Source organism: Nitrosomonas sp. Is37, assembly GCF_033063275.1.
In the GTDB taxonomy this organism is placed as follows: Bacteria; Pseudomonadota; Gammaproteobacteria; order Burkholderiales; family Nitrosomonadaceae; genus Nitrosomonas.
In genome coordinates, this window is the sequence record NZ_JAWJYP010000014.1 from 33,163 (window position 1) to 51,518 (window position 18,356).

The 18,356-nt window shown below is 38.5% G+C and carries 27 protein-coding genes and 2 tRNA genes; 25 read left to right on the forward strand and 4 right to left on the reverse strand.

Annotation, left to right across the window (positions count from 1 at the left end):
* The first annotated feature begins 4 nt into the window (after window positions 1-4).
* The 22 genes from rpsC (at window position 5) to rplQ (ending at window position 10,584) form a co-directional block, all read left to right on the forward strand.
* Complete coding sequence (gene rpsC, locus R2Q26_RS08095) at window positions 5-730, forward strand: 30S ribosomal protein S3 (RefSeq protein ID WP_090568232.1); 726 nt, start codon at window positions 5-7, stop codon at window positions 728-730.
* 79 nt (window positions 731-809) lie between these two features.
* Window positions 810-1,226, forward strand: a complete 417-nt coding sequence (gene rplP / locus R2Q26_RS08100) for a 50S ribosomal protein L16 (RefSeq protein WP_090568235.1) — start codon at window positions 810-812, stop codon at window positions 1,224-1,226.
* Window positions 1,227-1,230: 4 nt separating this feature from the next.
* Complete coding sequence (rpmC, locus tag R2Q26_RS08105) at window positions 1,231-1,425, forward strand: 50S ribosomal protein L29 (RefSeq protein WP_090568237.1); 195 nt, start codon at window positions 1,231-1,233, stop codon at window positions 1,423-1,425.
* Window positions 1,422-1,676 carry a 30S ribosomal protein S17 gene (rpsQ, locus tag R2Q26_RS08110; protein ID WP_090568240.1) on the forward strand — a complete coding sequence of 85 codons (255 nt, stop codon included), beginning with the start codon at window positions 1,422-1,424 and terminating at the stop codon, window positions 1,674-1,676. The genes rpmC and rpsQ overlap by 4 nt, the downstream gene beginning before the upstream one ends.
* A gap of 135 nt (window positions 1,677-1,811) precedes the next feature.
* Window positions 1,812-2,180 (forward strand): 50S ribosomal protein L14, encoded by a 369-nt coding sequence (gene rplN / locus R2Q26_RS08115; RefSeq protein WP_317535818.1) that lies wholly within the window; start codon window positions 1,812-1,814, stop codon window positions 2,178-2,180.
* Between the two features lie 18 nt (window positions 2,181-2,198).
* On the forward strand, window positions 2,199-2,513 hold the full coding sequence (rplX, locus tag R2Q26_RS08120; RefSeq protein WP_090568244.1) for a 50S ribosomal protein L24: 315 nt from the start codon (window positions 2,199-2,201) through the stop codon (window positions 2,511-2,513).
* Between the two features lie 18 nt (window positions 2,514-2,531).
* Window positions 2,532-3,071 (forward strand): 50S ribosomal protein L5, encoded by a 540-nt coding sequence (gene rplE / locus R2Q26_RS08125; RefSeq protein ID WP_090568246.1) that lies wholly within the window; start codon window positions 2,532-2,534, stop codon window positions 3,069-3,071.
* 7 nt (window positions 3,072-3,078) lie between these two features.
* Entirely contained in the window at window positions 3,079-3,384 is a 306-nt protein-coding gene (rpsN, locus tag R2Q26_RS08130; protein WP_317535819.1) for a 30S ribosomal protein S14, read from the forward strand.
* An 86-nt stretch (window positions 3,385-3,470) separates the two neighbouring features.
* Complete coding sequence (rpsH, locus tag R2Q26_RS08135; RefSeq protein WP_090568251.1) at window positions 3,471-3,866, forward strand: 30S ribosomal protein S8; 396 nt, start codon at window positions 3,471-3,473, stop codon at window positions 3,864-3,866.
* A gap of 12 nt (window positions 3,867-3,878) precedes the next feature.
* The gene (rplF, locus tag R2Q26_RS08140; protein ID WP_090568254.1) at window positions 3,879-4,415 is read left to right on the forward strand and encodes a 50S ribosomal protein L6; all 537 of its coding nucleotides are present in this window, start codon (window positions 3,879-3,881) and stop codon (window positions 4,413-4,415) included.
* 14 nt (window positions 4,416-4,429) lie between these two features.
* The gene (gene rplR / locus R2Q26_RS08145) at window positions 4,430-4,786 is read left to right on the forward strand and encodes a 50S ribosomal protein L18 (protein WP_090568256.1); all 357 of its coding nucleotides are present in this window, start codon (window positions 4,430-4,432) and stop codon (window positions 4,784-4,786) included.
* 14 nt (window positions 4,787-4,800) lie between these two features.
* Window positions 4,801-5,340, forward strand: coding sequence for a 30S ribosomal protein S5 (gene rpsE, locus R2Q26_RS08150; protein ID WP_090568258.1), 540 nt, complete (start codon window positions 4,801-4,803; stop codon window positions 5,338-5,340).
* Window positions 5,337-5,528, forward strand: a complete 192-nt coding sequence (rpmD, locus tag R2Q26_RS08155; protein ID WP_090568261.1) for a 50S ribosomal protein L30 — start codon at window positions 5,337-5,339, stop codon at window positions 5,526-5,528. The genes rpsE and rpmD overlap by 4 nt, the downstream gene beginning before the upstream one ends.
* Window positions 5,529-5,960 carry a 50S ribosomal protein L15 gene (gene rplO, locus R2Q26_RS08160; RefSeq protein ID WP_317535820.1) on the forward strand — a complete coding sequence of 144 codons (432 nt, stop codon included), beginning with the start codon at window positions 5,529-5,531 and terminating at the stop codon, window positions 5,958-5,960.
* Window positions 5,961-5,974: 14 nt separating this feature from the next.
* Window positions 5,975-7,297 (forward strand): preprotein translocase subunit SecY, encoded by a 1,323-nt coding sequence (gene secY, locus R2Q26_RS08165; RefSeq protein ID WP_411182332.1) that lies wholly within the window; start codon window positions 5,975-5,977, stop codon window positions 7,295-7,297.
* 15 nt (window positions 7,298-7,312) lie between these two features.
* A complete protein-coding gene (infA, locus tag R2Q26_RS08170; RefSeq protein WP_074905475.1) occupies window positions 7,313-7,531 on the forward strand; it encodes a translation initiation factor IF-1 in 219 nt (72 codons plus the stop codon).
* A gap of 53 nt (window positions 7,532-7,584) precedes the next feature.
* The gene (gene rpmJ / locus R2Q26_RS08175; protein ID WP_090568269.1) at window positions 7,585-7,698 is read left to right on the forward strand and encodes a 50S ribosomal protein L36; all 114 of its coding nucleotides are present in this window, start codon (window positions 7,585-7,587) and stop codon (window positions 7,696-7,698) included.
* 41 nt (window positions 7,699-7,739) lie between these two features.
* Entirely contained in the window at window positions 7,740-8,099 is a 360-nt protein-coding gene (gene rpsM, locus R2Q26_RS08180) for a 30S ribosomal protein S13 (RefSeq protein ID WP_090568272.1), read from the forward strand.
* Window positions 8,100-8,134: 35 nt separating this feature from the next.
* Window positions 8,135-8,524, forward strand: coding sequence for a 30S ribosomal protein S11 (rpsK, locus tag R2Q26_RS08185; RefSeq protein WP_090568274.1), 390 nt, complete (start codon window positions 8,135-8,137; stop codon window positions 8,522-8,524).
* 12 nt (window positions 8,525-8,536) lie between these two features.
* Window positions 8,537-9,163, forward strand: a complete 627-nt coding sequence (gene rpsD / locus R2Q26_RS08190) for a 30S ribosomal protein S4 (RefSeq protein WP_090568277.1) — start codon at window positions 8,537-8,539, stop codon at window positions 9,161-9,163.
* A gap of 34 nt (window positions 9,164-9,197) precedes the next feature.
* Entirely contained in the window at window positions 9,198-10,199 is a 1,002-nt protein-coding gene (locus tag R2Q26_RS08195) for a DNA-directed RNA polymerase subunit alpha (RefSeq protein ID WP_317535821.1), read from the forward strand.
* Window positions 10,189-10,584, forward strand: a complete 396-nt coding sequence (gene rplQ / locus R2Q26_RS08200; protein ID WP_090568282.1) for a 50S ribosomal protein L17 — start codon at window positions 10,189-10,191, stop codon at window positions 10,582-10,584. Before R2Q26_RS08195 ends, rplQ begins: the two co-directional genes overlap by 11 nt.
* A gap of 569 nt (window positions 10,585-11,153) precedes the next feature.
* Here the strand turns inward: rplQ and R2Q26_RS08205 are convergent.
* Window positions 11,154-11,396, reverse strand: a complete 243-nt coding sequence (locus R2Q26_RS08205) for a hypothetical protein (protein WP_317535822.1) — start codon at window positions 11,394-11,396, stop codon at window positions 11,154-11,156.
* 341 nt (window positions 11,397-11,737) lie between these two features.
* Window positions 11,738-11,822 (reverse strand) — tRNA-Leu (locus R2Q26_RS08210).
* A 56-nt stretch (window positions 11,823-11,878) separates the two neighbouring features.
* Here R2Q26_RS08210 and rnr point away from each other — a divergent pair.
* Both rnr and rlmB read left to right on the forward strand, forming a co-directional pair.
* Window positions 11,879-14,056 (forward strand): ribonuclease R, encoded by a 2,178-nt coding sequence (gene rnr, locus R2Q26_RS08215; RefSeq protein ID WP_317535823.1) that lies wholly within the window; start codon window positions 11,879-11,881, stop codon window positions 14,054-14,056.
* Between the two features lie 170 nt (window positions 14,057-14,226).
* Window positions 14,227-14,970, forward strand: a complete 744-nt coding sequence (gene rlmB, locus R2Q26_RS08220; RefSeq protein WP_317535824.1) for a 23S rRNA (guanosine(2251)-2'-O)-methyltransferase RlmB — start codon at window positions 14,227-14,229, stop codon at window positions 14,968-14,970.
* Window positions 14,971-15,556: 586 nt separating this feature from the next.
* Here rlmB and R2Q26_RS08225 read toward each other — a convergent pair.
* Window positions 15,557-15,633: transfer RNA gene (locus R2Q26_RS08225), tRNA-Val, on the reverse strand.
* 317 nt (window positions 15,634-15,950) lie between these two features.
* On the opposite strand from R2Q26_RS08225, the gene R2Q26_RS08230 reads away from it, so the two are divergent.
* Complete coding sequence (locus R2Q26_RS08230) at window positions 15,951-16,925, forward strand: hydrolase (protein WP_317535825.1); 975 nt, start codon at window positions 15,951-15,953, stop codon at window positions 16,923-16,925.
* A gap of 36 nt (window positions 16,926-16,961) precedes the next feature.
* Here R2Q26_RS08230 and yegQ read toward each other — a convergent pair whose 3' ends face one another.
* On the reverse strand, window positions 16,962-18,317 hold the full coding sequence (gene yegQ, locus R2Q26_RS08235) for a tRNA 5-hydroxyuridine modification protein YegQ (RefSeq protein WP_317535826.1): 1,356 nt from the start codon (window positions 18,315-18,317) through the stop codon (window positions 16,962-16,964).
* Between the last annotated feature and the right edge of the window lie 39 nt (window positions 18,318-18,356).

Consider the following 18,356-nt stretch of genomic DNA (forward strand, 5'->3'; position numbering starts at 1 on the left):
GATTATGGGACAAAAAATAAATCCTACGGGATTCCGACTTTCTGTACTAAAGAATTGGTCATCAAAATGGTTTGCACATGGCAAAAATTTTTCAAAATTATTAAATGAAGATATTAAAGTTCGAGAATATCTCAGAAAAAAATTGCTTCATGCTTCTGTCGGTCAGATTGTAATTGAACGCCCATCTAAGAATGCACGTATAACGATATATAGCTCGCGTCCAGGAGTTGTCATAGGCAAAAAAGGAGAAGATATTGAGATTTTAAGGAAAGATCTCGAGAAGTTGATTCATATTCCTGTGCATATAAATATTGAAGAAATACGAAAACCTGAAATCGATGCTCAACTAATTGCTGATAATATTGCTCAGCAATTAGAGAAAAGAATTATGTTTAGAAGAGCGATGAAGAGAGCCATACAGAATGCGATGAGATTAGGTGCTCAGGGTATTAAAATTATGAGCTCAGGGCGCTTAAATGGAATCGAAATAGCACGCACCGAATGGTATCGAGAAGGTCGTGTGCCGCTACATACATTGCGCGCAGATCTTGATTATGCTACTTCAGAAGCTAAGACAACATATGGAATTATTGGTATAAAAGTGTGGGTATTTAAGGGGGAGCAGTTAGAAACTAGAAACCGTGATCTAACATCAAGCAATTCATATCCCTTAGCTACGGATGAAAATAAGAAACGTACGGATAAAATTAACCCAGAAAAAATTGCTTGAAGATAAAGCATATAGTTTTGAATATTAATCTAGTTACAAATACAAGATTTTTTCAATAAATTAAGGATTAATAAATAAAATGCTCCAACCAGCAAGAATGAAATATCGCAAGCAGCATAAGGGGCGAAATACTGGAATTGCTACTAGCGGTAATAAAGTGAGTTTCGGTGAGTATGGATTGAAAGCCATTGGGCGAGGCCGAATAACAGCTAGGCAAATCGAAGCAGCACGTAGAGCAATGACAAGGCATATTAAGCGAGGAGGGAGAATCTGGATTAGGATATTCCCGGATAAGCCAATCTCGCAAAAGCCTGCCGAGGTCAGGATGGGAAAAGGCAAAGGCAATCCTGAATATTATGTATCAGAAATAAGGCCAGGTAAGATGCTATATGAAATGGATGGCGTTGATGAGCAATTAGCAAGAGAAGCATTTAAGCTTGCAGCTGCCAAATTACCAATAAAAACGCAATTTATAGTTCGTCATATCGGAAGTTAAAGCAATGAAAGCAAGCGAGCTTAAGAAAAAAAATGATGAAGAACTGAAAAGTGAATTAATGTCTTTGCTCAGAAGTCATTTTAATTTGAGAATTCGACACGCAACTCAACAACTTGAGAATGTATCTCAGTTGCGAAATGTTCGGCGAGATATTGCTAGGGTCAAAACAGAACTAAATCAAAGAGTAAGAATGTCATGAATATAAGTAAAAAACCTAATACCCTAGTAGGCAAAGTAGTGAGTGATAAAATGAATAAAACTATTACGGTACTAGTTGAACGTAAGATTAAACATCCACTTTATGGCAAAACCATTACACGTTCAAAGAAAATTCATGCTCACGATGAAAATAATCAATTTAGTTTAGGTAATGTAGTGATGATACAAGAAACCCGTCCACTATCTAAAACTAAAGCATGGCGTGCAGTCAAATTATTGAGTGCTACCTAATAAACAAACTGAAAATAAGCAAATATAAATCAGTTTTTGAAAACAAAAAGTTAACTTCTTTTGAAATTAAAAAGATTTGAATCAATCCAAGAAATAAAACGGATTAATTTACTTATATACATGGATTAAGACAAAATGATTCAGCCTCAGACGATACTGAATGTAGCAGATAACACAGGCGCGCGATCTGTAATGTGCATTAAAGTGCTAGGAGGATCTAAGCGACAATATGCTGGTATCGGCGATATTATTAAAGTAGCTGTAAAAGATGCTGCGCCCCGCGGTAGAGTAAAAAAAGGTGAAGTTTATAATGCGGTTGTAGTTCGCACAGCAAAAGGGGTTCGTCGAACAGATGGATCATTAATTAAATTTGATGATAATGCCGCGGTAATATTAAATGCAAAGCTAGAGCCTATTGGTACACGGATTTTTGGCCCAGTTACAAGAGAGCTCAGAACGGCACAGTTCATGAAGATAGTGTCACTTGCACCAGAGGTAATATAAAGACATTTAGGTGTTAATATGAAAAAAATTAAAAAAGGTGATGAGATTATAATCCGATGTGGTAAAGACAAAGGAAAAAGAGGCACTGTGCTGCGGTATGAAACCGATAATTACATCGTGATACAAGGATTAAATAAGATTAAAAAGCATGTAAAACCAAACCCGGCAAAAGGTACTGTTGGGGGTATTACAGAGTTAGAAAAACCTATACATATATCAAATGTGTCAATCTATAATCCGGTAACAAAAAAAGCAGATAGAGTTGGTATTAGATTAAGTGATAATAAAAAATTACGAATATTTAAATCTAACAAAGAAGAGATTAGCATTTAACAAGGATATATAGAGTAAATGGCCAGATTACAGGAATTTTATAATCAAACTGTGAAGCAGCAACTAATGCAGCAATTTAATTATAAATCAATCATGGAAGTCCCACGAATTACCAAAATAACACTCAACATAGGTGTGGGGGAAGCGACATCGGATAAGAAAAAAATTGAAAATGCGATTAGCGACCTTGAAAATATTAGTGGGCAAAAGCCTATTACAACAAAGGCAAGAAAATCGATTGCTACATTTAAAGTGCGAGTTGGTTATCCTATTGGATGTAAAGTTACATTACGTGGCAAAAGGATGTTTGAATTCCTTGATAGATTAATTAGTATTGCGATTCCCAGGATTAGAGATTTTCGTGGAATTACTGGAAAAGGATTTGATGGAAGAGGGAACTATAATATTGGAATTAAGGAGCAGATCATTTTTCCTGAAATTGAGTATGAGAAAATTGACGCATTAAGAGGCATGAATATTACCCTTACGACCACAGCTAAGACTGATTTAGAAGCAAAAGCGTTACTATCAGCTTTTAAATTCCCATTTAAGAATTGAGACTGGAATGGCAAAAAAATCTCTTATTAATAGAAATTTGAAAAGACAAGCAACGGTAAAGAAATACGCGGGCGTCCGAAATTCTTTATTAAAAATTATTGCAAGCAGTCAAGCAAGCTTTGAAGAAAAAGATGAGGCTAGGAAGAAATTGCAAAATTTACCAAGAAACTCTAGCCATACTCGACTTCGTAATAGATGCGAACTGACTGGAAGAGCAAGAGGATATTACCGAAAATTTGGATTAGGACGGAGTAAATTAAGAGAACTCGCTATGAGTGGTCAAATTCCAGGGATCACGAAAGCCAGTTGGTAACTGATTGAATCTATAACGGTAATAGATATTACAAATAATAACGAATAATTTAACATTAATCCAGGAAGGTTTTAATAGGTAAAAATATGAGTCTAACGGATCCAATAGCTGATATGTTAACCCGCATAAGAAATGGGCAATTATCTCAAAAATCCTCAGTGCTCATGAGTTCGTCTCGATTAAAAAAAGCTATCGCTCAAGTGCTTAAAGATGAAGGTTATATTGAAGATTTTCAAATATTCCAAGAAAAAGAAAAGATAAATTTGGAAATCAAGCTAAAATATTATGCTGGCTATCCTGTAATAGAGAAAATATCTAGAGTTAGTCGTCCTGGACTAAGAGTATATAAATCTTGTTCTGAATTACCCAGCGTAATGAATGGATTGGGAATTGCAATTGTATCTACTTCAAAAGGTGTTATGACGGAAGGAAAAGCGCGACTGAATGGAATCGGTGGCGAAGTTTTATGCGTTGTAGCTTAAGGGATTAATTTAATGTCGCGAATTAGTAAAAAACCAATTCAAATACCGAGTAATGTTAATTTTACTATTTCAAATAACGAAATAGTAATTAAAGGTCCGTTAGGCTCTCTTCAGCAGCGACTTTCTGCTGAGCAAGTTACCATAACGAGTGAAAATAATGAGTTATTTGTTAAATCAGCTGATTCAACAAAACAATCACATTCAATGTCGGGAACGATACGGTCTTTAGTTAATAATATGGTAACTGGAGTAACGACTGGTTTTGTGAAACGATTAAATATTGTTGGTGTTGGATATCGTGCGCAGGCGAGTGGTAATACATTAAATTTGAGTTTAGGTTTCTCACATCCGATTGCTTACAAAATGCCAAACGGAATTACTGTTGAAACACCTACTCAAACGGAAATTGTGATCAAAGGAATTGATAAACAGCAGGTTGGACAAGTTGCAGCAGAAATACGCTCGTTTAGACTTCCTGAGCCTTACAAGGGCAAGGGAGTACGTTATGCTGACGAAATAATAATCCTTAAAGAAACTAAGAAAAAATAGTAAATAGGAAGCTCATGAAAAACCTTAAGCTATCTCGCATGAGGCGTGCTCGCAAAACGCGAGTTAAAATTGCATTATTAAAAACTTACCGACTCTCAGTACATCGGAGTAATAAGCATATATATGCGCAAATTATAGATGATGAAAATAGTAGAGTATTAGTGAGTGCATCAACGCTTGAGAGTGAAGTTAGAAGTGTAATAACAAATGGCGGAACAGTGCAAGCTGCTGAATTTATTGGAAAAAGATTAGCGGAAAAATCAAAAAGCTTAGGAATTGATACTGTTGCCTTTGACCGAGCTGGCTATAAGTATCATGGGCGAGTCAAAGCATTAGCTGAGGGTGCACGAAACGGCGGAATTAAATTTTGAGATAAGGAATATTAATGGCTAAAGCTTCAAAATCACAAAACATTACCTCGGTAAATGATGAGCAGACCGATGAACTTAAAGAAAAAATGGTCTCAATTAATCGTGTTACTAAAGTTGTGAAAGGTGGACGTATCTTGGCCTTTGCTGCGTTAACAGTAGTAGGAGATGGTAAAGGTAGAATTGGTATGGGTAAAGGTAAATCAAGAGAAGTGCCTGTTGCCGTACAAAAAGCAATGGATGAAGCGCGACGCAAAATGGTTAAAGTTGAATTAAAAAATGGCTCACTGCAACATGCTGTTGTTGGAAGACACGGCGCTGCTAAAGTGTTTATGCAGCCTGCTTCAGAAGGTACTGGTATAATAGCAGGTGGACCAATGAGAGCAATATTTGAAGTTATGGGCATTACTAATATACTTGCTAAGTGCATTGGTTCAACTAATCCTTATAATGTTGTGCGTGCCACGATACAGGGACTCGAATCAATACGCACACCTTCAATGATAGCTTCCAAACGAAATAAAAGCCTTGAAGAAATTATAGGAAGATTAAAATGACAAGCAATGATAATAAAAAATTGTGCGTTAAATTAGTTAAAAGCCTAATAGGTAAAAGAAAATCGCATCGTAGAATAATTGAAGGATTGGGACTTAAACGAATTAATAGTATTGCAATATTACAAGATAGCCCCTCATTGAGAGGTATGATAAATAAAGTCTCATATATGGTTAAGGTTGAGCAATAAATGGATTTAAGTAATATAAAATCAAACAAAGATTCGAGGAAAACAAGAAGAAGAGTAGGTAGAGGAATCGGATCAGGATTAGGTAAAACAGCAGGTAGAGGTCATAAAGGTCAAAAGTCTAGAGCGGGAGGCTTTCATAAAGTTGGTTTTGAAGGCGGGCAGATGCCTTTGCATCGACGCTTACCAAAACGTGGATTTACTTCGCTGGACAATAAGCAAGTTAAAGAAATCAAATTATCAATTCTTGCTCAAACTTTTAAAGAGATTAATGGAATTGATGATTTGAAAAATGCTGGTTTAGTATCAAAATCTATACACGCAGTAAAAGTATTATTTGATAAAGAAATAAATACAGCAGTGGTAATAAAAGGATTATCTGTTTCAAAAAATGCAAAAAAAGCTATAGTTAATGCTGGTGGAAATATTGATTAGTTAAAGGAATAGTTTTGGCTGCAAATAAATTTAATAAAAATGTGAATAAATACTCGGATTTAAAACGAAGACTTTGGTTTTTGTTATTCGCGCTAATAGTTTACCGAATTGGTGCTCATGTACCTGTACCCGGAATTGATCCAGTTGTTTTAAAGGATCTTTTCGATACACAGGAAGGCGGCATATTGGGTATGTTTAATATGTTTTCTGGCGGAGCTTTGTCACGTTTTTCAATATTTGCATTAGGCATAATGCCCTATATTTCTGCATCTATTATAATGCAATTGGGAACAGTAGCTATTCCATATTTAGAATCGCTTAAAAAAGAAGGTGAGTCTGGAAGAAGAAAAATAACGCAGTATACTCGCTACGGTACAGTTGCTCTTGCATTAGTCCAAAGCTATGGAATATCCATGGCATTACAGGCGCAGGCTGGATTAGTAATAGAGCCTGGAATTTTTTTCGTGATAACAACTGTAACTACATTGGTTACAGGTACTGTTTTTTTGATGTGGCTTGGCGAGCAGATTACTGAACGTGGAATTGGAAACGGAATATCACTTATTATTTTTGCGGGAATTGCTGCTGGCTTACCAGCCGCTATTGGAGGTACTCTTGAATTAGTACGTACGGGTGCCATGCATTTTTTAGTAGCTTTAGGCATATTTATTGCGGTGATTGCTGTAACAGGGTTTGTGGTATTTGTTGAGCGTGGTCAAAGAAAAATTTTAGTAAACTATGCCAAACGCCAAGTAGGAAAGCAGGTCTTTGGAGGACAAAGTTCACATTTACCTTTAAAATTGAATATGGCTGGTGTAATACCTCCAATATTTGCATCTAGTATTATTTTGTTTCCAGCTACGCTGGCGGGTTGGCTGTCAACTGATGAATCATTGATTTGGTTAAAAGATATAAGTGGAGCTTTATCTCCTGGCCAGCCTATGTATGTCATGTTATATGCAGTGATGATAGTATTCTTTTGTTTCTTTTATACAGCACTTGTTTTTAATCCGAAAGAAACAGCTGACAATCTTAAAAAGAGTGGTGCGTTTATTCCAGGCATACGTCCAGGCGAGCAAACAACGCGATATATTGAAAAAATAATGCTAAGACTTACGCTTGTTGGGTCTATGTATGTGACACTAGTCTGCTTATTGCCAGAATTTTTGATATTGAAATGGAATGTACCTTTTTATTTTGGCGGAACCTCATTACTCATAATAGTTGTTGTAACTATGGATTTTATGGCACAGGTTCAATCTCATGTTATGTCAACCCAATATGAAAGCTTGCTTAAGAAAACTAGCTTCAAAACAAGCCCTTATATTTCAAGATAAGACGCAGTAATAATAATGGCAAAAGAAGAAACAATTCAAATGCAAGGCGAGATACTAGAGACACTGCCAAATGCTACATTTAAAGTTAAATTAGAGAATGGTCATATTGTATTGGGTCATATATCAGGGAAAATGCGCATGAATTATATTCGTATATTACCTGGAGATAAAGTGACTGTTGATTTGACTCCCTATGATTTAACTAAAGCTAGAATTACTTTTAGATCTAAATAAATTTTAAGCTTTTAAATTAAATTAACTTTATTCAAATAAAAAGGAAACTTCAATTGAAAGTACATGCTTCTGTAAAGAGAATATGCAGAAATTGTAAGATAATTAGGCGCCAAAGAGTTGTTCGAGTTGTTTGTATAGATCCAAGACACAAGCAACGGCAAGGTTAATATTTAAGCATTGGCTAATAAATGATATTCAAGGTGAATAAATGGCGCGTATAGCCGGAGTAAATATTCCTAATCATCAGCACGTGAGAATTGCTCTAACAGCAATTTATGGTATCGGCAACACAACTTCACAAAAAATATGTGATGAATTAGGAATTGATGGTTCTATTAAATTAAAAGATATATCAGAAGCTCAATTAGAGCAAATACGTGAAAAAATTTCCAAATATACCGTTGAAGGAGATTTGCGACGTGAGATATCGATGAATATTAAAAGATTAATGGATCTTGGCTGTTATCGCGGATTGCGGCATAGAAGAGGCTTACCTGTAAGAGGACAACGTACGAGAACGAATGCTCGGACAAGAAAGGGGCCTAGAAGATCCGCAAGTGTACGTTAATTATCTATAAATATTGATTCTAAGGTAATAAATTAATGGCAAAGATTCAATCTAGATTGCGAAAAAAAGTCAGGAAAAACATTGTTGAAGGAATCGCGCACATACATGCTTCATTTAATAACACGATTGTTACGATTTCTGATAGACAAGGTAATGCATTATCATGGGCAACTTCAGGAGGTGCTGGATTTAAAGGCTCTCGGAAAAGTACACCTTTCGCTGCACAGATTGCTGCAGAGCAAGCTAGCAAAATTGCACATGAATATGGAATTAAAAATTTAGAAGTACGTATTAAAGGACCTGGGCCAGGCAGAGATTCAGCAGTCAGATCATTAAATGCTGCTGGTTTTAAAATTACGAGTATCTCCGATGTCACCCCTGTGCCCCATAATGGATGTCGACCACCAAAAAAACGGCGAATTTGAGAGGAATATTTAGTGGCTAGAAATCTTGAACCAAAATGTCGGCAATGTCGTCGAGAAGGTGAAAAATTATTCTTGAAAGGCGACAAATGCATGTCAAGTAAATGTGGAATTGAAAGGAGAAATTACGCTCCTGGTCAACATGGACAGAAAAAGAGTAGAATTTCTGACTATGGATTGCAATTAAGAGAAAAGCAAAAGGTACGTCGTATTTATGGTTTACTTGAACGGCAATTCCGAATTGTTTACAAAAATGCAGACAGAATGCGAGGTGTAACTGGTGAAAATTTGTTACAGCTGCTAGAGAGTAGATTAGATAACGTGGCGTATCACATGGGGTTCGGGGCTTCTAGATCAGAGTCTAGACAAGTGGTACGACATAATTGCATTTTAGTGAATGGACGTCGAGTTAATATACCGTCCTATCAGGTACTTCCAGGGGATGTTATTGAAGTAGCTGACAAAGCTAAGAATTATCTTAGGATTAAATCATCTCTTGATTCTGCTGAACAGCGTGGATTTCCTGCATGGTTGGATGTTGATGTCAAAGCTATGAAAGGGAAATACAAAATGAAACCGGAAAGATCTGAATTATCATCAACTATTAATGAATCTTTGATAGTCGAATTATACTCAAAATAAAGAATTTTATATCTTTCTAGTTAAGGATTTTTACATGTCGAGTAGCCCGTATCTTATACCCAGAATAATCGAGGTCCAAAATATTACTCCTGTCCAGGCAAGGGTAATAATGGAACCATTTGAGCGGGGGTATGGTTATACATTGGGTAATGCATTACGTAGAGTATTATTATCCTCAATGCCTGGTTCTGCAGCAACAGAAGTTCGAATAGCTGGGGTAGTGCATGAATATTCCTCGCTTGAAGGCGTACAAGAAGACGTAATTGATATACTTTTGAATTTAAAAAATATTGTATTTAAACAGCATACCGGTACTAAATCTATATTAACATTAAAAAAGAATATAGATGGGCCGGTTACAGCTGCGGATATTGAAAGCACTCATGATGTTGAGATTGTGAATCCTGATCATGTCATTGCGCATATCGTAAAAGGTGGGATGATTGATATGCAAATTACAATTGAAAAAGGACGCGGTTATGTTCCTGCTACTGTAAGAAGATCTGCAGATGCAAGTAGTCAGGTTGGCAGTATTTTATTAGATGCTTCATTTAGTCCAATAAAGAAGATTAGCTATTCTGTTGAAAATGCGCGCGTCGAGCAACGTACCGATTTAGATAAATTAGTAATTGATATTGAAACCAATGGATCCGTGGATCCTGAAGAAGCGATTCGATATGCTGCACGAGTACTGGTTGATCAATTGTCAGTTTTTGCTGAGCTTGAAACTACTCCTCTTCCTAAAGAGCAACCTAAAATTCCACAAATTGATCCGATACTCTTACGCCCAGTTGACGATTTGGAATTGACCGTGCGATCAGCAAACTGCTTAAAAGTTGAAAATATTTACTATATCGGGGATTTAATACAGCGTACAGAAGCTGAGTTATTACGAACTCCCAATTTGGGAAGAAAATCCCTTAATGAAATTAAAGAAGTCTTAGCAGCTCGAAATTTATCTTTGGGAATGAAATTGGAAAATTGGCCGCCGGCTAATCTGGAAAATCAAGGAAAGGAAACTGGTCATGCGTCATAAAAATGGTCTTAGAAAATTAAATCGCACCAGTAGTCATAGATTGGCCATGTTTCGGAATATGGCTAATTCGTTATTACGGCATGAAATGATTAAGACTACTTTGCCAAAAGCAAAAGAATTGCGAAGAGTTGTTGAACCACTTATAACAATAGGAAAAGAACCTACTGTTATGAACAAACGAATTGCTTTCAACAGGTTGCGGGATCGTGATACAGTTGTAAAATTGTTTTCAGATCTCGGCTCTCGTTACAAGCTTCGAAATGGTGGGTATCTTAGAATTCTAAAATATGGATTTAGAAAGGGAGATAACGCCCCTATGGCCATCGTTGAGCTCGTGGATCGACCTCATGATGTTGATACATCTGTTTCACAAAAAGATGAATGAGATTAATCGAGCTCTATAATGCTAAATTAGATATTAGCATGTAAAAACTGAGATCAACTGATAATTAGATTATGATAAGGCTACTGTCACTAGTAGCCTTTTTCATGTATATATATTAACCATAAATGATTTCTTAAATAAGAAATAGCTTTGAAAGCTTATATACATTTAGCCAGAGCCAGTCTTGGCATGTCATTTGCACCATATCCTTGAGCAATCGCATGAAACTGATAAAGCAAAGAATTGTTCCGTGATCTTATTCCATTTCCAAATCAAAGATGGCACGAAGGCGAGCCGCAGACAGTATAAATAATACGGCAAGGTGAAGCCGACAAAGTTAGGTTTGATTTAGAAACGGAATTACGAATGGATGAAGCCACAAAAATATCTTTGATGCGCTCATAGATATCGATCTTCAAACTCAGCCTCTACTCAACAAAATCGACAGCAATATTAGATAATCTGCATTATCAGAAAACGAAGCTTCGCTGAAGGGTGCACACAACAGGCTGCTTTGGTGGCATGGATATACGAAAGCACAAACAATCAGAATCAGCTGGCCTAGTGTATCACCCACGATAAGTCGTTTCCCCACTCTTCATTTTCTTTTCCCCGTTGAAATCCATGGAGGTCACCGTATGGCACAGTTTTATCACTTTAACAGTTTTCCATGGCAGGAAACGCCTGGGCAACATACGCCTATGGTCACAGGCTAAGTTAATGTAGAGCCGCATTGGCGATAACGCATTTACTGTGAACCAATTTTTCTGCCGAGAATCTTTACGCTCAAAATGGTGAGCTAGCTCACCCATTCCTCGCCCGATGAGTTGTTTTGGTGCTTTGGTTTATAAAATGATTGAGAACAAAGTCGCAGCTATATGACAGATCATTGAATTATTTTACGGCAGATCCTAATTTTGTTAGGCATTGCCCTCTACTTTGTGCTTTAGGAGGTAGAGGCATTAAAGGGGCTATTGACTGATTGCAGCTGGTATTAAGATTTTGCTATTGAAGTATGCGCCAATTTATTGCTTCATTAAGTAGACTTAATTAAGCAGAGTATTTCTACTAATAAGCTAATGCTATTTAATTTAATATAGAATTTTTTTTGAAAAATTATCTCTATATTTTACATCATGTTATGATGTTCAAATGGTGCCCAGAAGAGGACTCGAACCTCCACACCCGAAGGCACATGGACCTGAACCATGCGCGTCTACCAATTCCGCCATCTGGGCAATACTCGTAATCTAGTTGTCAGGAGCAATCCGTGATTCTATAGGAAACAATTGTTTTGTCAATCAAGAAGAAAAGTAAGAAGAATCAGCTACGTAAACATGACCCTTTTCTCGCTCGTGAAAGTGAGCGATATGGCACGCCTTTGCCAAGTCGAGAATTCATATTGCAAATACTTGAGGAACAAGGCATCCCTGTAAGCGAAACAAAATTACGGGAACTGCTGGATATAACTCCAAAAGAAACCGAATTTTTTAATCGACGATTGGCAGCCATGATCCGTGCAGGCCAAATCATGCGCAATCGCAAAGGGGATATTTGTGTCATTGAAAAACTTGAACTGATTAGAGGAACGGTACAAGGACATAGTGATGGCTATGGCTTCTTGATTACAGATAGTGGGGGCCCTGATTTATATCTTGGTCCCAAAGAAATGCACAAGGTATTTAATGGCGATCGTGTCATCGCACGAGAAATTGGTGTGGATCGTCGTGGTCGTAGTGAATGTGAAATCGTTGAAGTGCTGGAACGTGTCAACACACAGTTAATAGGGAGATTTTATACCGAGCATGGTATTTTTTTCGTCATTGCTGAAAACAAGCGTATTAGTCAAGAAATACTGATTCCTCGTGAAGCTACTATGGAGGCTAAGACTGGCCAGGTTGTAATGGTCAAAATTATTCAGCAACCTGATATCCATATCCAGCCTATTGGTCATGTTATTGCAATTCTAGGTGAATACACTTCGCCTGGCATGGAGATCGAAATCGCATTGCGTAAACATGACTTACCCTATGAGTTTTCATCTGAGATAGAGAAAATCTCTGCCAAATTTCCTAAAAAGGTACTAAAAAAAGAACTTACCAAGCGGAAAGATATTCGTCATTTACCTTTTGTTACAATCGATGGCGAAACTGCGCGTGATTTCGATGATGCAGTTTACTGTGAACGTGAGGGAAAAGATTATCGATTATATGTAGCCATCGCTGATGTCAGTCATTATGTTCAAGACGCTGATGCTCTAGACAAAGAAGCATGCAAACGAGGCAATTCGGTATATTTTCCACGACGAGTGATCCCGATGTTGCCAGAAGTACTTTCCAATGGTTTGTGTTCGCTTAATCCGCAAACGGACCGTCTTAGTATGGTATGCGAAATGCAATTAGCTACGAATGGTGAATATTTAGATTATCAATTTTACCCGGCAGTCATGCACTCACATGCCCGCCTTACGTACACCGAAGTCGCAGCGATGCTGGATAGACCCAAAGATACCAATACCAAGCAATATACCGAACTACTTCCGCACATTCAGTTACTCTATAAGGTATATAGGGGTTTACAGAAAGCACGCAAGAAACGTGGGGCCATTGACTTTGAAACGATTGAAACCCAGATGATCTTTAATGTTCAGGGCAAGATTGAGCAGATACTTCCGCTGCAACGCAATGTAGCGCATCGTCTGATAGAAGAATGCATGCTAGCTGCCAATGTCTGTGCCTCAGATTTTTTGCAGAAACATAGGCAACCGGTGCTGTATCGTGTCCACGAAGGGCCAGCGCCGGAGAAATTAACAGCGCTGCGAGATTTTCTTAAGGAATTTGGCGTGCAACTAGGAGGCGGTAGTGAACCACACGCCAAAGATTTTGCTAAAACATTAACTAAAATCATCGGCAGAGCCGATGCCCAATTATTACAAACTGTTATGTTAAGATCGTTACGACAAGCGATGTACAGTCCTGAAAATATCGGCCATTTCGGATTGGCTTATGAAGCGTACACTCATTTCACTTCACCAATTCGGCGCTACCCTGATTTATTAGTACATCGTGCTATCAAAGCTGTTCTAAATAGCAATAGCTATTCACCATCGGGTGGCGACTGGCACGAACTTGGTAAGCATTGCTCAATGACAGAGCGTCGCGCTGATGAAGCATCACGTGATGTTGAAGCGTGGCTTAAATGCTTCTATATACAAGATAAAATTAATGAATGCTTTGATGGCGTCATCAGCGGTGTCACCGGGTTTGGTTTATTTGTTGCACTTGATCAAATTTATGTGGAAGGATTAGTCCATATATCAGAGCTACCTAGCGATTACTTCCATTTTGATAGCACTAAACACATGTTGTATGGTGAACGCACTGGGAAAAAATATCGCCTGGGTGATCGTTTACATGTCAAACTTGTAAGGGTTGACTTAGAAACTCGCAAAATTGACTTTGTTCTTGCTTAGAAACCGGAAAAATCGTAGAGCACAGATTTTCTGGGTGGGAGCGAGGAATACCAAACGGTTAATGGAAACATACTTTAGACTCTCCGCAGACACTAAATAGAAGCATACGATTCTTTTAGATAATTGTATTGATGCAGCTTTTACATTAATTCTACTGAGCTAGCAACGACATGTCTCAGACACGACATATTTTTGGGTTTCATGCGATTATGAGCCGTTTACGGCAAAACCCAGATAGTATCAAAGAAATCTATATCGATTCGGCGCGACATGATCAGCGTGCGCGTGATCTATGCAAACTTGCTGAAATTAAAAATATTCAATTGATACTTTGTGACAATACGAGGCTCGCCAGAATAGTGGGCACTACGCGCCATCAAGGTGTAGTGGCCAACATTACGGCTACTCAGAGCTATGTTGCTATTGAAGATGTCTTGGAAGTACTGAGCGAACCCGCTTTATTCTTAATACTGGATGGTATAAAGGATCCTCACAATTTAGGAGCATGCCTGCGCGTTGCTGATGCATTGGGTGCTCATGCTGTTATTGCACCTAAGGATCGCTCGGTAGGGTTGACGGCTACAGTGCATAAAGTCGCTAGCGGCGCTGCCGATACTGTTCCTTTTGTTACCGTCACCAATTTAGCTCGAACCTTACGTGAACTCAAGCAACATGGTATCTGGATTATTGGCACTGCAGCTGATGCAAGCCATAGCCTTGAAACGATCACACTTGATGGTCCCGTGGCTTGGGTATTAGGTGCAGAACATGAGGGTATACGTCGCTTGACAAAGGAAACCTGTGATCAACTGGTGCGTATTCCAATGGTCGGCAGTGTTGAAAGCCTGAATGTATCAGTCACTGCTGGGATTTGCTTATTCGAAACTTTCCGCCAGCGATCAAAGAAAGTTTGATTAATAGGCTAAGGCGAAAATTCTTAATTTTTCTGAAGAATCTAGATTTAATTTTGACTGGGAAGTTTATATCCCTTGGAGCGTGTTAAAGGCATTTTGATTTATCCTATTTTCCTCAGTTGAAGTCTCTTAATCGTTCAAGAATCCTGTAGATCAAGGTATTTTGGAAGATTTTTAGCGCCACCAATTGCGTTAGATTTTAAAGAAACAATCAAAATCAGCTGAAAGTGCTGCCATATCTTGCTTCCAGTTTGTTTATGGCAATTGAGGAGCAGTTAATATTTTTAGCTAGAAACCGTTTTGCAGTATGAGATTCCTCGTAATAAATTTCAACAGAGGAATTTAGGTTAATAACTTATCCTAATGGAAAACCTGGGTTTAAGAAAGTTTGTTTATCCCTTTGTTCATCTCATATGTTGTACCGAAGTACGGTGTACTACAGTACGATAGGCAGAGGGTATGTGATTTATCAGAATGAGACCATAGCAAGCAATTTATTTTTGCTTATACGAAATATTTTTTAATATGCGAGAAACAAAAACACAACCTAAAGTTCGATATTAGCTTGTGTTTTTATTGGATATTTTGGTAGGCGCGATTGGACTCGAACCAACGACCCCCACCATGTCAAGGTGATGCTCTAACCAGCTGAGCTACGCGCCTAGGGAATACAGCATTCTAACTGAAACATCGTATGGGTTCAAATATAAGTTAAAAAGAATGATTTCTCTAGAATTTTGAAGTTTATATATCGTTTTGATTAGAATAACCAACATGATTAGAAGCAAGGTAACCAAATATTGATTACTTTTAGAAATAAAAAATAAATTTTTTACTACACTTATAATTAGTAACATTTTCCCTCGCTTAAAGTTAGGTTAAATGAAAATCTAACAAGAACTGGTTTATTGGCATGGCAAGAAAATAACTATTATTCTTTGTCATTTTTGAGAAACTCATTACTGAATGTCTGAGGCTAAATGAACGTTAAATTTAATTATGTTGCTCCCAAATGGTTACCAGGCGGTAATGTACAGACCATTTATCCTTATTTTCTAAAGCCATCACCGCAGGTAACTTTGCAGCGTGAGCGCTGGGAGATTGATGATGGTGATTTTGTCGATGTTGATTGGCTTGAAGGTCCTTTGGATAAGCCGCTGGTGGTTATGTTTCATGGACTTGAAGGAAGCTCACGCAGTCATTATTCGCTCAGTATTTTGAATCATTTGCGAGAGCAAAACTGGCGTGGCGCGGTCATTCATTTCCGTGGTTGCTCTGGGGAGTCTAATAGACTACCCCGTGCTTATCATGCGGGTGATTCAATGGAAATAGATTGGATGCTACGACGGATAGCGCATCAATGTGAGTTGCAGAAATCAGGTTTGCCACTTTACGTAATCGGCATTTCACTTGGAGGAAATGTTTTATTGAAATGGTTGGGTGAACAAGGTGGTCAAGCAAGCAGATTGATTACAGCTGCTGCTGCAGTTTCAGCTCCACTTGATTTGGCTGCTGCTGGAAAGACGCTTGATTTAGGTTTTAACCAAATCTATACCCGGCATTTTCTGAGCTCTTTAAAACGTAAAGCATTAGAAAAACATAAGCGCTTTCCGGGTTTGCTCGATGAGAAGGCGATCGCTTCAACTAGCTCGTTATATGAATTCGATAATCATGTCACAGCACCCTTGCATGGCTTCCTTAACACGGAGGAGTACTGGAGTAAATCCAGCAGCAAGCCTTGGCTTCAACATATCCAGGTTCCCACTTTTGTTATCAATGCGCAAAATGATCCATTCATGCCGGCTGATGCATTGCCGGCAAGAAGCAAGGTTTCATCTATGGTTTTTCTTGAATTTCCTGAGCAAGGTGGACATGTTGGATTTATGCATGGAACCTTCCCTGGTCAGCTTAGTTGGCTGCCTCAACGGATTACCAGCTTCTTTCAATCAGCGTGAACGTTCGGACTGTTCTCTTTAGTAGATTTGTTTGGATCAAGATAGGAACCTTGCTAAAAAAGCTTTTTCAACATTTCCTTTGAGTGGAATTCTCACCCGGTGACCACTACCTGGAGCGACATGAATAGTCATGCCATCTAAGTTTTGCATCTGCTCCAATTCAATCACTTGGTTGCCGGAAGGGTGAATGATCTCCAAGCGATCACCTATCTCAAAGCGATTCTTAACCAGAATTTCAGCCATGCCACTGATTTCATCGATAGCAGTAACATCGCCCACATATTGACTACGGTTTGATTCTGAATGACCGCGCAGATAGTTCTGAGTTTCATGACTGTGATGCCGCTGGTAGAAACCGTCGGTATAGCCACGATTGGCAAGTCCTTCCAATTGACTAAGTAGGGCAGGATCGAAGGGGCGATTAGCTATCGCATCATCTATCGCTTTACGGTAAACTTGGGCTGTACGCGCAACATAATAGGCTGATTTGGTTCGTCCTTCGATTTTGAGAGAATCTATTCCGATTTTGACGAGTCGCCCGATATGTTCTACTGCGCGTAGATCTTTGGAGTTCATAATATACGTGCCATGCTCATCTTCCATGATAGGCATTAGCTGGCCGGGGCGTTCTCCTTCTTCAATGAGATAAACATGATCTGCAGCAGGATGTCGTTTGACAGTACCCTGAGGGGTAGGTTGTTGCATTAATGCTTGGTTAAAGTCGAAGTCAATTTTTTGCAAAGGCTCAATGTCACCAGTTGCATTTTCTTCGGCTGATTTGACTTTATAATCCCATCGACAGGAATTGGTGCAGGTACCCTGGTTTGGGTCGCGGTGATTAAAGTAGCCTGATAATAAGCACCGTCCTGAATAGGCCATGCATAAGGCACCGTGAACAAACACTTCCAGTTCCATATCTGGGCAAAGTTGTCGGATCTCACTAATTTCGTCGAGCGATAGTTCTCTGGATAGGATGACGCGTGTTAATCCGATTTTCTGCCAGAATTTTACCGCAGCGTAATTGACAGTATTGGCTTGAACAGAGAGATGGATAGGAATATCCGGCCATTTTTCTCTGACTAACATAATAAGTCCGGGGTCTGCCATAATCAGCGCATCGGGTTTGAGCTCAATGACGGGCGCCATATCAGCCATATAGGTTTTTACCTTGGCGCTATGAGGCATAAGATTGCTTGTAACAAAGAATTTTTTGCTGATCGCATGCGCTTCTGTGATGCCGGTACGTAATTGCTCCAGAGAAAACTCATTATTGCGGGCTCGTAAAGAATACCGTGGTTGACCAGCGTAAACTGCATCAGCGCCGTAGGCATAAGCAATATGCATTTTCTCCAGTGAGCCAGCTGGCAGTAAAAGTTCAGGGGTGTTTAGCATAGTGTAAAATGAGCAAGTAATGTTAGATCGATGTCCAGT